Genomic DNA, 12,869 nt, shown 5'->3' on the forward strand with positions numbered 1-12,869 from the left:
TACCACGGACGACCTCGCTGTCGAGTCCCTACTGAGCGATCAGTGCCGCAATTCCTAATGAGCAGCCGAGTCGTCGTGGGGGCCGGGCGGCGAATCGGCACCAGCCACGGACGGCAGAGGACTGAAAGCCACACCCGGACCACCTGGGTGGGCCAACCCTACGAATGGCTCGCTCATCCCGAACAACAAGGTAGGGAGGACTGAGGGGGAAACGCGTATGGGCAGTGCTGTCAGCGAAGGCGGACACCCCCGCGCGGCAGGGGCAATCACGTGAGGTAGGCGGTGGCGTAGCCAGTAAGCCGAGCCGGGGCGGAGCACGTCGGCATGCACCGTGCCCGGGCACCGGCCGCGCCCGGGAGGCGCCGCACCCGGTTGATCCCGGAGGTTGCCCCACTGCCGCTGGAGGCCGTCCATCACCGCACAGAGGGTGTCCTCGTCCGCGGCGGTGATGTCCATGACTACGAGCCCGGGCTCGGAGATGTGCTGCTCGTCGATCTGCACGCCCTCACCGACGCCCCTGTGCGACCCGCAGTTCGCCGACCGGACAGAGAGCATCCGCACGAGGGAACTCGGTCACAGACTCGCACGGCACCGGTCGCACGACCCGTGCCCGGCCCGTAGACATGAAGGCAGCCGCGCCCGCCGACAGGACCGGGCCGGCTGCACCGTCGCCGTGAGCCATGCCAATGGCTCAGCGAGCGGCCAGGGACCGGTAGGCCTCCGCAGGGCCGCACCCTCCGTGCGGCCCTGCGACCGCCGAGGCGGGGGCGGGCACGGGTCCCGTATGGCACGTGAACGGATCCGGTGGCCGGTCGTCGTGGACCGGGCGCTGGCCTGGCTGGTCGCGGGCGCGTTCCCGCGCGAGGCCGCCACCTGGTTCGCCCTCGACCGCACCGAGGGCCGGCGGCCGGCGTACGTCGCGGCGGAGAGGGACCCCCCCTCCTACAGCTCCTCACCGGCTGGCTGGCCGAGTACGGCATCCCGGCCCTGGCCGTCCGCGGCTTCGCCCCCAGTCCTACGCCGCCGCACCATCCAACTCGGCCATGCCACCCTGCTCTGGTGCGGCGACTTCGACGCGAGCGGAGCGGACATCGAACGAGACTGGGCCCGGCGCACCGAAGGCTGCTGGGAAGAGGTCCGCCGGGTGCTCCTGACCCGCGAGCAGACCATCGAGTACGAACTGCCCTCGGCTGAGGGCAAACACTGCGACCCGAGATGGCCGGCCTTCGCCGACCGCTACGGGCTTGACTCCGCACAACCCGTGCAGTGGGAGCTTGAGGCCCTGGAACCGGACGAGCTCCAGCGTCCGGTCCTCTCCGCCGTCGCCCCGTACGTCGACTCTGCCGTACTCGCCCGGCAGATCGCCCGCGAGGAAGAACGGCGCCGCGTCCTGGCCACCTTTCTGGGCGGCTGGGACGCGGCGGGCGGGAGAGGGCTGTTCTACCGCTGTACGAGCGCCCGGAGGTGCTCAGGCGGGTGCCGGCGCCGGGCGCAGCAATACGAGCGGGGAGCGTCGGCGTTTCTCCACCGTGCGCAGCTCAGGAACAGTTGGGCTGTCTCAGAGGCTCTGATGTCTCAGGAGCGGCGACGGCGTCACGGTGTGGGCATCGGTCGGATTGCTGAGTGAGGTGTCTCAGCGGGAGGGGAGCGATTTCACCCCTTCGTGTCTGTACTGAGCGTGGGACTGGCCTGTGAGTGCTGCAGTTGGGTGAGGAGAGCGCGCGATTGCCCGGAGCCGCCCCCCGGGCAATCGGCGGCGAGCCTCCACGGACAAGGGTGCGTTCGCGTGTGTCATGGTGTCGTCGGGGCCGTACGGGACGCGTGGTGCCGTGCGCCGGTGACGATGAGTGAGACATTCTGTCCGCCGAAGCCGAAGGAATTGCTGAGCACGGCCTCCTGGGGAACGTCTCGTCGCTCTGCGACGACATCGAGATCGATGTCGGGCCCGACGCCGGCCGCGGTGAGGTTGCGGGTCGGCGGGATGACGCCGTGCTCCACACTGAGGACGGCGATGAGCGCCTCGATCGCACCAGCCGCGCCAAAGAGATGACCGAGTGCCGCCTTGGGGGCTGTCACGGTGGCGCGGCCGAAGACCTCCTGGATTGCGTGTGCCTCGGCGACGTCGCCGACCGGAGTTCCGGTGGCGTGGGCGTTGATGTGGCTGACCTGCTCGGGAGTCAAACCGGCTTGCGCAAGGGCCTTCCGCATGGCGGAGACCTGACCGGAGCCGTCGGGAGCGGGTGCCGTGATGTGGTGAGCGTCGGCGGCGATGCCGGCGCCCGCGAGTACAGCGTGGACGTGCGCGTTCCTGGCGTTGGCGTGCTCGGCGCTTTCGAGCACCACGACAGCGGCGCCTTCACTGAGGACGAATCCGCTGCGGTCCGCGGCGAACGGCCGGGACGCTGAAGCGGGTTCGGCGGTATGCCGCGACAGTGCTTGTGCCTGGACGAAGCCGGCGACGGTGATCGGAGTGATCGCGGCCTCGGTCCCGCCCGCGATGACCACGTCCGCCTCGCCGGCACGGATGAGCCTGGCCCCCAGAGCGATCGCCTCGGCACCGGAGGAGCACGCCGAGACGGGCGTGTAGACCCCGGCCCGTGCGCCGTATTCGATACTGATCAGCGCCGCCGCCGCATTGGGCATGAGCATCGGTACCGTGCGGGGGGAGACGCGCCGGGGCCCTGCCGCTTCCAGAACGTCGTCTTCCTTCAGCAGCGTCCGTACGCCCCCGATGCCCGTGCCGATCGCCGATGCAAGCCGGTCCGGGTCCACCTCTGGGGCGCCGGCGTCGGCCCAGGCTTCGGCCGCCGCGGCGAAGGCTGCCTGCTGTGAGCGGTCGAGCCGCCTGGCCTGTACCGGCAGCAGCGACTCGGCGGGGTCGATCGCCATCGTCCCCGCGACGGTCTCGGGAAGGCCGAGACCCTCGTGGCCGCGCAGGACGCCGCCGCGGATGCCCGACTCACCGGCAAGCAGGGCTTTCCAGGTGGACTCCACGCCCCCGCCGAGTGGTGTGATCGCGCCGAGTCCGGTTACGACGACTTCAGTCCGGTGCATACCCTTCAACCTTTCTTGTATGCGATACAAGCTAACGAGTCCTTGTTGTATCACATACAATTTGAGAATGGAGAAGAAGCGAACCGAAGCCCGATCAACGTCGGCTCGATCGCGTGACCGCGGTCGCGCGACGAGACGCCGGCTGATTGAGGCCACTGCACGGCTCTGCAAGGAGCGGCCCGGCGCGGAGGTGAGCGTCGCGGAGATCGCGAACGCGGCAGGCGTCTTCCCCAATCAGGTCACCTACTACTTCGGCTCTAAGGACTCGCTGCTCGTGCACGCCGCCTTTCTCGGCTTGTTGCACGACGCCCGACGGATTGAGCGCATCGGTCGCCAAGCCCTCGACGCGGCGACATTTCGGCGCAACATCGCCCGCGCTGTACTGGCCATGCCCTCGCTCCCACCGGTCGCGCGAGCACTCGCCGCCGGGATCTCCAAGCCAGAACTTGCCCCCGTGGTCGACCGGCACCTCCAGTTGCTGTTCCGGCAATCCGAGCGCTTCGTGGGCCAGCTCATCAACGGTCGCGGCTGGAGGGCACGCCGACCGCTCGACGTGGAGGTCAGGACGTTCTGGAGCACCGCGCTCGGCGCGGTGCTGCTCGTCCGGGCCGGGGCACACGGCACTGTCGCCGACCTCGACCTCGCCGGAGCATTGACCATCCACGACGAACCCGAGTACGGCTGGCTAGTGCCGTGACCGGCAATGTGTGCCCGGAAGGAGCGGTGCCCGGTGCGTGCGATCACAAGGCGGCCGGAAGCCCTCGGATGGGGTCTGCCCTGCTCGAACGAAGTCGAGAGCCACGTGGGCTTTTGGCCAACGCCGCGAGCGCGCGTGCCAGGCGGCGCGACGGGGCAAACGTTGCCGGGAGCGGCACTAGGTTTTCCCCAGGTAGCGTCGACGTGTAAAGGGCCGAGTGGTGTTTCCCCTGCTCACAGCACCTTTTCTGCGTTACTTACGGCGCGGATGAGGCAGGGGGAGAAGCTACCGGCCGGGTGTGCGGGAACGGTTCGTGGTGGGGCGGTGGTGGGGTTCGGCGAGGTGGCCCGGGCGGATCGTGTCGAGGCTGGTTTTGGTGATGCGTTGCCTGCCATCACTGATGGCGGTGACCGCTGCTTGCCGGATTAGGCGGGGCAGGCTCCCGATTCTTCCTGCGGTCCGCTGGTGAAGGTGGGACGCGTGGCGGGGGAGGGTCCCCGCGTGGTGCGCGGAGAGTGCTGTTTCCACGGCCGTGATCCGTTCTTTGAACGGCTCGTGTTTCCCGAGCCGCGCCGGGGACATACCGCGTTCCACCAGGCTCGAGCGTGCGGCGGGCTGCGCGCCACGCACGCCGCTGAACAAGGACGGTCGTGGTGACGTCGATGCCCGCGTATACAAATGTCGCCGGGATGCGTTCGGTGAGGTCTTTCGGCAGGTCGGCGGTTTCCGCGCCGGTGGAGGAGGGCGCCACGGACTCCTGACGCGGTGCGCGGCGGCCGGTAGAGCCGGATCCTCGTTTACGTGAGGTCGAAGGGGGCCGGGCCGTGTCGCTCCCAGATCTGGCGAGAGGCCTCTTCTGGGTATGGCAAGGTCTTCGACTCGATATCAAGGACGCGAGTCAGCCGTCGCCTGGGCCGGTGGGCGGGCCATCCGGGGTCGCCGGTCGTGGCGAAGCGGACCCATGCACGCTGCAGTTCCCGGGATACCACCGAGACCTCCGGCGTTGGTCGGTCGCCGAAGAGGTGTCGGCCGGCGGGGCTGTCCGGCGTGCCGAACGCCAGGGGGACGTCGAGGCTGTGGCAGGCGCCCAGGACTCCGCCGGACGCCGGGGCGGTCAATTGCAGCTCAAAGAGGAACGATGTGCCTCCAGCCGCTTGATTGGCCTGGGCCAGGTGCAGTGAGGGCATCCGGAAGAGGGCATCGGAGTACACAAGTTCGATCAATTCTTCCGGGGTGGCCTGCGGGAAGGCGGCACGATAGGCGTCGGCGCCGTCTGGTGCCGGGGCGAACAGGTCCAGGGCCGTATGGGCGTCGTCCTCAGTGAAGGTGCCCAGCCGCCCCATCATGACGCTGAACAGCCGGAATTCGTCACGGGTGTGGCCGACGAGGAGGTCGATTCCTCCTGCACGGCCCTCGGCCAGCGCCGTCCAGGGCGTTTCGGTGAGCACCACGCCGTCGAGGACCGGGCACACGGCGACGCCGATCTGCGACAGCCGCCCCCAACTCTTGCGGTGGCCGGGAAGGTCGACACCAAGGGCAGTGAGCTCGCCGGCCAGTCGCAAGGAGTCGATGCAGGACAGGGCTTCGACGTCGGGTGCCGCACCGACCCGGCTCGCGAGCGCGGCGGCGACTTCTTCCGCCAGCGCACGGGTGCACAGCGTTCCCGGGACCGAGTGCACGATGGCCCTGCGGAACAGCCCGCGCGCTCGCTTCATCGTCAGCAGGGCCGCGATCGACCCTGCCCCGGCGGACTGTCCCGCTACCGTGACCTGGTCGGGGTCACCGCCGAAAGCGGCGATGTTGCGCCGTACCCATTCCAAGGCCGCGATCTGGTCGAGAAACCCGCGATTGGCCGGGGCGCCCTCGACAAGAGCGAAACCTTCGGCTGCCACCCGGTAGTTGATGCTCACCACGACCAGGCCCGCGTTGGTCAGAGCGGCAGGATCGTACATCGGATCGCTGGAGGCCCCCGCTATGTAGGCACCACCGTGGATCCACACCAGCACGGGCAGCCCGGCCGCCCCCAGGGCCGGGGTGCTGACGTTGAGCGTGAGCCAGTCGTTTCCGAGCGAGCTCTCGGCCGTCGGTCCCGCCTGCGGAACCACGGGGCCGAATTCGGCCGCCTGCTTCGTCCCGTCCCACCCCTCGACCGGCGCCGGCGCCTGGAAGCGCAGGAGTCCGACCGGCGGCTGTGCATAGGGGATGCCCCGAAACACCGCATGGTTCTCCTGCCAGCGCCCTTCAACGAGGCCCTCCGCAGTCCGTGCTCCTGGTTGTTCGGACATGCCACGTCCTTCCTCGGCGAACGGACTCCCCAGCTTTTACCGGCCAGTTGTAATATGTCAACTGTATTGAAACAGGGAGGCCACTGATGCCCAAGCAGGTGGATCACCGTGAACGCCGCGAGACGATCGCCCGAGCACTGTGGCGCGTAGTGGAGCAACGCGGCATCGCGCACGCGAGCGTCCGCGAAGTGGCCCAGGAAGCGGGCATCTCCCACGGCGCGGTGCAGCACTACTTCACCACCCGGGAAGAGATGTTGGTTTTCGCTATGGACTTCGCGTCCGAACAGACATCACTGCGCGTCGCCGAAGCCGTCGGAGAACTCGGCGGGCCACCACACCCCCGTGACATGCTCCGGGTGATGCTTGCGGAGATGCTCCCGCTGCATCCCGACGCACGCGCGACGAGCCGGATGAGCGCCGCCTACGTCCTGGAGTCACTGCACAACGCGAACATCCACACACGCGCACGCGACGGATTGGCTCAGGGCCGCGACCTCATCGAGCAGATCGTCCGCCAGGCAATCACCGACGGCCACATCAACCCCGACCGCGACCCCGCGACAGAGACCAACCTGCTCCTGGCACTCACCGGCCTGATCCCGCTCATCGAACTGAGCGTGATCGAGCCCCAAGAGGCCCTGACCGCCGTCGACCAGCACCTCAACCGGCTGTTCACGACGAAGCCCTGACCGCGCCCAATCGCCGACGGTCGCGTTCCGGTACAGAACACCCCCTCCTCTTCGGCATCGAGGTGCTCGATGTGCTTGCGAAGCACCTTCAGGTTTCCTTCCCGGGCGTGGTACTGGCAGGCGGTGGCGAGGTTGGTGGCCCATTTTGCGTCCTGCGACGGGGGTGCCTGAAGGTATTCGCTGGCGGCGACCGATGGCGGCGTCCAGGATGCGTGGGCGTCGACTGCTCCTTCTCGTGTCGGTGCCCGCCAGGGGCAGTGATGGTTGCAGGACGGTGCCGCAGGGCGCGGTCGCTTGAGGGGGGCGTTGATCGACGTCGGCCGCGGGCTGCAGAACGAGTTCGTCCCCAGGCGCTTACCTCCGCGTCCACAGCTCTCGCAGCGCCGCGTTGACCGCCTCCGGCTGTTGCGTATGCGGGTAGTACCCGGGCACGACGAGATGGTCGGCGCCCAGCCTATCGGCGAGGAACTCTGCGCAGGCGATCAGCGGTTCGCCCGCGTACTCCTTGTACAGTGCGGGTGCGCCCGCCCAGTCCCCCGAGATCAGTAGCTTCGGCCAGGGCGCGGCCGCCAGTGGCTCCAGCGCGATCTCGGCGTCCCAGCAGGGTCGTTCGGTCATCGAGGCGGCAGCGGCGCGCAGCCGCTGCGGGGTCGGTTCCGGCGCGGCCATCCCCAGCGCCTCGGTGGAGGCCCGCAGAAATTCCTCGGGTGAGAATTCGGCGGGCAGTTCCGCCATTCCTGCGCGGGCCCGTTCCAAGGCGGCCGCGACAACTGGGTGGCCGGCCGCGGGCCGCAGGGCGCCGGGCTGGATCAGGGTGAGTGACCGCACCAGATCGGGCCGGCGCGCGGCGGCAACCAGCGCGCTCACCCCGCCGTACGCATGTCCGACCAGATGGCCGCCGTCGCCCAGCAGCCGGATGAGGTCGTCGGCATCGGTCTCGTAGTCGCTGTGCGCGATATCGGGGCTGCGCCCGTATCCGCGGCGGTCCATCAACAGCAGGCGGTGGCGGTCGGCGAGCGGGCGCTGCGCCGCGAAGCCGTAGTGCGCGTCGTCACCCCAGGTCAGGATCCCGTGCGCGAACACTGCCCGCGGACCTTGGCCCCCGGTCTCGTCCCAAACGGTCACATGTATGCCGTCGCCCGCTGAGGCCTTCGCTAAGTCGGCCCCTGAGCCGCCCATCGGGTTGTTCACCAAATCGTCCATACGCCGTCCCCTACCCGGTGTGCGGTCACCTATTTCTTGTGTGCTCTCGGATCCGCGGCAAGCACAGAATCACAAATCCTTTCGTCGACTCGCATCGCGGCATAGGCACCACCGTCGCGAAGCCCGCAGCAGACGGGAATCAGGGTCCCCGCCACCCCATGACGCTCACGCATCGATCGCGTCGACACTTGCCCAATGAGCGCGACGGACGTCTGACACGGAATCCACCCGCCATGCGCCTCACCGCGCACAGCATCCCCGGGTCGCCGACGTGGTCGCAGTTGCCCTGGCGGCCGTCGACGTCACCGCGATGGTGTTCATGATGAACAAGGACGGCTTTCTTCACTGTCGGCACCTGCTCGCTGAGGCCCGCCGTCATCTCGCTTTCGTTTTGCGTGGCCGCCGCCGCGAACCGGGCCTGGACGACGACATCGTGGACGCCGCCGTCGCTACGCACTGTCTGGACATCAGCGAGCCGAAGACACTGCGCGGCCACATGCCCGTCTACCGCTTCTACACCGCCCGCTGGCCACTGGCCGACCCGCCCACCCGTCGCCGACCTGACGCCATACCCGGGACCGACCACCGGCCTCCGGCCGGACCCAAGGACTCGGATGAGCCCCGCCTGCCCCTGGAGCCGGGGGAGTGGGACATCCCGCGCGCCGGGTACACGCCCGACCAGGTGGCGGAGGTCGCCCGCTTCCGAGAGGAACTGCCCCGTCTGAGCATGGCGGTCTCGACCCACCCGTACTGTGAGTCGCTCGGCGGCCTCGGCCTGGTCGAGGCCCGCATGGCGCTCAAGCACGTCCACGAGCAGCCCGACGAGACGTAGTCGAGCGGCCTTCTTCTGCGGCTTCGGCCGGTCGGTAGAGGTGCGTTGGCCCCGCGCCTCCACCACGATCGGAATACAGGAAGGCCCCACCCCGCGGGAGGTCCGCGTGCCGGCGACGATCTGGAACGGCGCCATCAGCTTCGGCCTGGTGATGATCCCCGTCCGGGTCTCGGCCGCGACCGAGGACCGTTCGGTCAGGTTCCGTCAGGTGCACCTGGCCGATATGGGCCGGATCCGCACCCGGAAGGTCTGCGAGATCGACGGCGAGGTCCTCGCGCAGGAGGACATGGGCAAGGGCTACGAGCTCACCCGGGACCGGGTCGTCCCGTCACGGACGAGGAGCTCGACGGGATGCTGCTGCTGCCCACGGCGAGGGCGATTACGTGGTCCGCCACGACTGGCAGAGCCGGGGCCTGGCCATGGCCGCCGCCCTGACCTGCTACAGGAAGCTCGCGCAACTTGCCCGTGAGACAACCTCTTAGCTATATCGCGCGGGTCTTGCGGCACCCCGCCCCGGACGCCTCCAGACGGGCACCGCTTTCCGAGCATGCTGTTGTCCCCTCACGCTTTCGCGCTCAAGTGAGCCCGGCGACCCAAGAACCTCCCTCCAAGTTCGTCCCGACTGCATCGGGGATACAACGAAACGCCTCACGGCGCATGTTGGACGAAGACCTTCGCCGACCTCCGGCCCTGCGCTGCCATCGTCGACCGCCCCACTTTCGGTGGCAACATCATCGAGACCGGCACCGACTCCTACCGCCTCGTGAGCATCCGTGCCCGCGCCGAGCAGTAAGTCGTCGGCCAACCCACTACCCCGCCCCTCGACGCCAGCGGGTCTTGGCAGTGGGGAGTTCGGCTGCCAACTCGGCCATCGCCCGCAACCGCTCGTAGTACTCGACTGCGTCGCCCCCATCACCGAGCGACGGCAGCACCTTGTCTACGGCCGCGAGGCATCCGAGCAGGATTCTGCGGCGTTTCTCGTCAAGGAGCCCAGACAGCGACGAGGAGACACAGCCAGCGATGCCCGCATCCAGCAACACCAGGTCTTCGCCGTTGATCTCTCGACCGCGAGGCGCGGTGGGAACTGTGCATGCATGTGCTTTTTCCACAGCCGCGAGAGTGGGTCCAGTTGCGGTTTGCTCATGTTCGAGATCCTTCCTCAAGAGCCAGGCTCCGCGGGAGAGAGCTCCTGCGGAGCGGCTCCGGCCAGGGAGCCTGTTCGCCGACACGCGGGTGCTGCCAGTTCTCAGCAACATTTCTCCAGCGCCCAGGCATCGTCCGCTCCCAGAACCGGCCGACAACTGTTCTCGGATCTCGGTTCTGGCACAGATCTTGGGGAGTGGTTGCGGAGTGTGACCGCGTTGTTCGATTGCGAGGAGTCCGGCTCGTGCGACACGGCGTACGCCGTGTCGTCTGACAGCCGGAAGTGACGCTCCCTCAGGTTACTTCCGTTCGCTGCTGCGGTCGGTTGTGGTCGGTGATGGTGCTGGTCATGCAGGCCGATGGACCGTTTTGGGACTCGCTGGTATTCGACGGGATCGCCGAGTTGGATGTCGAGGCGGTTACGGCCGCGTTCGGCACGGTCGAGGTGGTGGCGAGAGGTCGTGCAGGCGGCGCTTCATGTCCGGACTGCGGCCTCTTCTCGGGCCGGGTCCACGACCGTTACCAACGCAGGCTGAGGGACCTTCCACTGGCTGACCAGGGCTTTGTGATCCGGCTTACGGTCCGACGCTTCATCTGCGGGTCGGGGCAGTGCCCACGCCGGACCTTCGCCGAGCCGTTCTCCCGGCTGACTGTCCCGTACGCACGGTTCACCACGCGGCTCAACCGTGCCCTGGAACGGGTGGGGCTCGCCCTGGCGGGGCGGGCCGGCGCTCGGCTGGCGGCCCAGATGGGCTTTGGTGCTGGAAGGATGACCTTGTTACGCAGGGTCATGGCACTGCCCGATCCGTGGTTCAGTACTCCGCGGGTGCTGGGTGTGGACGACTTCGCGATCCGTCGCGACCAGACCTATTCAACCGTGCTGACCAGCGTCGAAGACCATCGCGTGGTCGATGTGCTCCCGACGCGTGAAGCCGGGCCGCTGGCCGCGTGGCTGAACCGCCATCCCGGCGTGGAGATCATCTGCCGGGACCGGGCGGGCGCCTATGCCGAGGGGGCCCGGCGCGGTGCCCCCGATGCTCTGCAGGTCGCCGACCGGTTCCATCTGTGGCAGGGCCTCGGCCGGGCCGTGGAGACCTGCGTCGCCGCCCACCGCGACTGCCTGCGCAACCCGACGCCCAGCGGCATGCAGTCGCAGGACACCCGACCGGCTTCCGATCGGCCACAGGACGACTCGACGCCCGTCGGCCGGCGGGCCGAGCGCAAGAGGGCCGCACACGCCCTGGTCCACGAGCTCCTTGCCCAAGGGCACTCACGCCGGGCGATTGCCCGGCACCTGGGCTGGGGCCTGAAACACCGTGCTCCGGTACGCGAACGCGGCACGCTGGCAGGACACCATCCGCGACAACCGACCCCGGCCCAGCAGACTGGACCCCTACAAACCCTACCTGGAGCGGCGATTCGCCGAAGGATGCACCAGCGTCACCCGACTGCACAGCGAGCTGCTCGCCGAGCAAGCTCCCGTCACCTACGGCATGGTCCGAGCGCACATCGCCACCTTGCGCGGGGCCCCCTCCGCCACACCGCCGCGGCCGCCGACGGTGCGGCAGGTGACCGGCTGGATCACCCGCCACCCTGCCGCTCTGAGCGAGGAAGACCGCGTCGGCCTCAAGGACGTCCTGACCCGCTGCCCCGAACTGAACACGGCCGCCGGACACGTCCGCGATTTCGGAGAGATACTCACCGATCGCCTCGGCACCACGCTCCCTGCCTGGATCAACGCCGTCGACGCCAGCCAATTGCCCGGCCTCGCAGGCTTCGCACTCCACCTGCTCCGAGACCTCGACGCCGTGACCGTCGGCCTCACCCTGGACTGGAGCTCCGGCAGCATCGAGGGAGCTGTCAACCGCATCAAGAAGATCAAGAGACAGCTCTACGGCCGAGCCGGATTCGAACTCCTACGCAAAATGATCCTGCTCCAGTGACACTCCGAGACACCCCTCAAGATCTGCACAGAACCGATGAGCAGGAACACTTGTTGCGGAGGGGTGTGAACAGAGGGTCATCCAGGGGCTCAGCCGTGGCAGGATGGCCTCATGTTGATCCGAAAGGGCTATGCCGCGTAGGCGTCCCAAGGCCGTCCGCGCAGAGCAGTGGCGGCCACGATGGCAGTATCCGGTCCTGAGGGTCCACGGTGTCTCCGCGCGGACTCGTGCAGCGATCCGCCGGGTCGAAGACCAGGAGATGTGGCCCAACGCGGTCGCGCATGCGCTCTCTCGCTTCGAGTGGGCCTTCAAGCAGCCTGGACGATATCTGAACGCCTCCAAGGCCTATTCGCCCGGGATAGAGGTGGAAGACGCCCGTGACGACCTGGAGCGGGCAATGCTGCACCTTCCTCCCGGAGCCAAACGGGACTTGGGTCGACTGATCACGCGCATCGATGAGGAATTCGAGCGTCGCACCTTGCCAGAGCCCAACAACATCGAGTGGGCAGTGGACGGCTGGTGGTGGACCAGGATGCGTGAACGCTGACGGACCCGGCCCCGTGTCCCTTCCCTGCAATCGAACGAGACCGTGACCCTCCGCAACCACTCCCCAAGATCTGTGCCAGAACCCATTTCTCATCGACATTCAGGCGACGAGAGATCACCAACCGCCTCCCAACCTCATCCACATTTGCTGTTCCTAGAGATGCACAAAGCCAAACTCAGTGATACTGACTTCCGCCCTCTCCTCTCGGCATCCGCGCCCTGGTCAGCGCTTGATTTCTGCTGATCACCGGCGAGTGCCCCCGGCAGGATTCGAACCTGCGCACACGGCTCCGGAGCACAATCAGAGATTGTCTCGCGAATGGCCTCCGACCTCCTGGTTCCTTGATCGCAGGAGCTGTGAAGCACTCTCCTGTATCGCAGATACTGAACTTGATTGAGTGATGTCGGGCTATCGGCCTGACAGTTGAGCGCCAGGTCCGGTAGTTCTGGTTGGGTGAGATACGCGCAGGGCGGCGG

General features: G+C 67.9%; 11 protein-coding genes and 3 pseudogenes. 9 read left to right on the forward strand and 5 right to left on the reverse strand.

The window, feature by feature from the left end:
• Positions 1 to 54 precede the first annotated feature (54 nt).
• Positions 55 to 555, reverse strand: coding sequence for a DUF6207 family protein (locus ACFYY6_RS33410; RefSeq protein ID WP_389197093.1), 501 nt, complete (start codon positions 553 to 555; stop codon positions 55 to 57).
• Positions 556 to 784: 229 nt separating this feature from the next.
• Between ACFYY6_RS33410 and ACFYY6_RS33415 the strand changes: the two genes are divergently transcribed.
• Positions 785 to 1,627, forward strand: coding sequence for a hypothetical protein (locus tag ACFYY6_RS33415; RefSeq protein WP_351525122.1), 843 nt, complete (start codon positions 785 to 787; stop codon positions 1,625 to 1,627).
• A gap of 164 nt (positions 1,628 to 1,791) precedes the next feature.
• Here the strand turns inward: ACFYY6_RS33415 and ACFYY6_RS33420 are convergent, their stop codons facing one another.
• On the reverse strand, positions 1,792 to 3,054 hold the full coding sequence (locus ACFYY6_RS33420) for a beta-ketoacyl-[acyl-carrier-protein] synthase family protein (protein WP_351525128.1): 1,263 nt from the start codon (positions 3,052 to 3,054) through the stop codon (positions 1,792 to 1,794).
• Between the two features lie 67 nt (positions 3,055 to 3,121).
• On the opposite strand from ACFYY6_RS33420, the gene ACFYY6_RS33425 reads away from it, so the two are divergent.
• Positions 3,122 to 3,751, forward strand: a complete 630-nt coding sequence (locus ACFYY6_RS33425) for a TetR/AcrR family transcriptional regulator C-terminal domain-containing protein (protein ID WP_351525121.1) — start codon at positions 3,122 to 3,124, stop codon at positions 3,749 to 3,751.
• 797 nt (positions 3,752 to 4,548) lie between these two features.
• Here the strand turns inward: ACFYY6_RS33425 and ACFYY6_RS33430 are convergent.
• Positions 4,549 to 6,036, reverse strand: coding sequence for a carboxylesterase/lipase family protein (locus ACFYY6_RS33430; protein WP_386610449.1), 1,488 nt, complete (start codon positions 6,034 to 6,036; stop codon positions 4,549 to 4,551).
• Between the two features lie 86 nt (positions 6,037 to 6,122).
• Between ACFYY6_RS33430 and ACFYY6_RS33435 the strand changes: the two genes are divergently transcribed.
• A complete protein-coding gene (locus ACFYY6_RS33435) occupies positions 6,123 to 6,725 on the forward strand; it encodes a TetR/AcrR family transcriptional regulator (RefSeq protein ID WP_351635785.1) in 603 nt (200 codons plus the stop codon).
• 354 nt (positions 6,726 to 7,079) lie between these two features.
• Here ACFYY6_RS33435 and ACFYY6_RS33440 read toward each other — a convergent pair whose 3' ends face one another.
• Positions 7,080 to 7,904 (reverse strand): alpha/beta hydrolase, encoded by an 825-nt coding sequence (locus ACFYY6_RS33440; protein WP_351635803.1) that lies wholly within the window; start codon positions 7,902 to 7,904, stop codon positions 7,080 to 7,082.
• A 295-nt stretch (positions 7,905 to 8,199) separates the two neighbouring features.
• Between ACFYY6_RS33440 and ACFYY6_RS33445 the strand changes: the two genes are divergently transcribed.
• The 3 genes and pseudogenes from ACFYY6_RS33445 to ACFYY6_RS33455 form a co-directional block, all read left to right on the forward strand.
• Positions 8,200 to 8,760 (forward strand): hypothetical protein, encoded by a 561-nt coding sequence (locus ACFYY6_RS33445; RefSeq protein ID WP_351635782.1) that lies wholly within the window; start codon positions 8,200 to 8,202, stop codon positions 8,758 to 8,760.
• A gap of 151 nt (positions 8,761 to 8,911) precedes the next feature.
• A pseudogene (locus ACFYY6_RS33450) lies at positions 8,912 to 9,141 on the forward strand (Ku protein); the annotation flags it as partial.
• 280 nt (positions 9,142 to 9,421) lie between these two features.
• A pseudogene (locus ACFYY6_RS33455) lies at positions 9,422 to 9,553 on the forward strand (AAA family ATPase); the annotation flags it as partial.
• A 16-nt stretch (positions 9,554 to 9,569) separates the two neighbouring features.
• On the opposite strand, the gene ACFYY6_RS33460 reads toward ACFYY6_RS33455, so the two are convergent.
• A complete protein-coding gene (locus ACFYY6_RS33460; protein ID WP_386610447.1) occupies positions 9,570 to 9,923 on the reverse strand; it encodes a hypothetical protein in 354 nt (117 codons plus the stop codon).
• Between the two features lie 329 nt (positions 9,924 to 10,252).
• On the opposite strand from ACFYY6_RS33460, the pseudogene ACFYY6_RS33465 reads away from it, so the two are divergent.
• The 3 genes and pseudogenes from ACFYY6_RS33465 to ACFYY6_RS33475 all read left to right on the forward strand — a co-directional run.
• A pseudogene (locus tag ACFYY6_RS33465) lies at positions 10,253 to 10,969 on the forward strand (ISL3 family transposase); the annotation flags it as partial.
• Positions 10,970 to 11,219: 250 nt separating this feature from the next.
• The gene (locus ACFYY6_RS33470) at positions 11,220 to 11,846 is read left to right on the forward strand and encodes a transposase (RefSeq protein ID WP_389197096.1); all 627 of its coding nucleotides are present in this window, start codon (positions 11,220 to 11,222) and stop codon (positions 11,844 to 11,846) included.
• A 259-nt stretch (positions 11,847 to 12,105) separates the two neighbouring features.
• On the forward strand, positions 12,106 to 12,393 hold the full coding sequence (locus tag ACFYY6_RS33475; RefSeq protein ID WP_389197098.1) for a hypothetical protein: 288 nt from the start codon (positions 12,106 to 12,108) through the stop codon (positions 12,391 to 12,393).
• The last annotated feature ends 476 nt before the right edge of the window (positions 12,394 to 12,869 follow it).

Origin of the sequence: Streptomyces sp. NPDC001750 (genome assembly GCF_042892615.1) — a bacterium.
In the GTDB taxonomy this organism is placed as follows: Bacteria; Actinomycetota; Actinomycetes; order Streptomycetales; family Streptomycetaceae; genus Streptomyces.

What these genes read in the sequence shown, in the direction of transcription:
- ACFYY6_RS33410 (WP_389197093.1), bottom strand. Translation starts at nt 555, where the DNA reads ATGCTCTCTGTCCGGTCGGCGAACTGCGGGTCGCACAGGGGCGTCGGT.
- ACFYY6_RS33415 (WP_351525122.1), top strand. Translation starts at nt 785, where the DNA reads ATGGCACGTGAACGGATCCGGTGGCCGGTCGTCGTGGACCGGGCGCTG.
- ACFYY6_RS33420 (WP_351525128.1), bottom strand. Translation starts at nt 3,054, where the DNA reads ATGCACCGGACTGAAGTCGTCGTAACCGGACTCGGCGCGATCACACCA.
- ACFYY6_RS33425 (WP_351525121.1), top strand. Translation starts at nt 3,122, where the DNA reads ATGGAGAAGAAGCGAACCGAAGCCCGATCAACGTCGGCTCGATCGCGT.
- ACFYY6_RS33430 (WP_386610449.1), bottom strand. Translation starts at nt 6,036, where the DNA reads ATGTCCGAACAACCAGGAGCACGGACTGCGGAGGGCCTCGTTGAAGGG.
- ACFYY6_RS33435 (WP_351635785.1), top strand. Translation starts at nt 6,123, where the DNA reads ATGCCCAAGCAGGTGGATCACCGTGAACGCCGCGAGACGATCGCCCGA.
- ACFYY6_RS33440 (WP_351635803.1), bottom strand. Translation starts at nt 7,904, where the DNA reads ATGGGCGGCTCAGGGGCCGACTTAGCGAAGGCCTCAGCGGGCGACGGC.
- ACFYY6_RS33475 (WP_389197098.1), top strand. Translation starts at nt 12,106, where the DNA reads ATGTGGCCCAACGCGGTCGCGCATGCGCTCTCTCGCTTCGAGTGGGCC.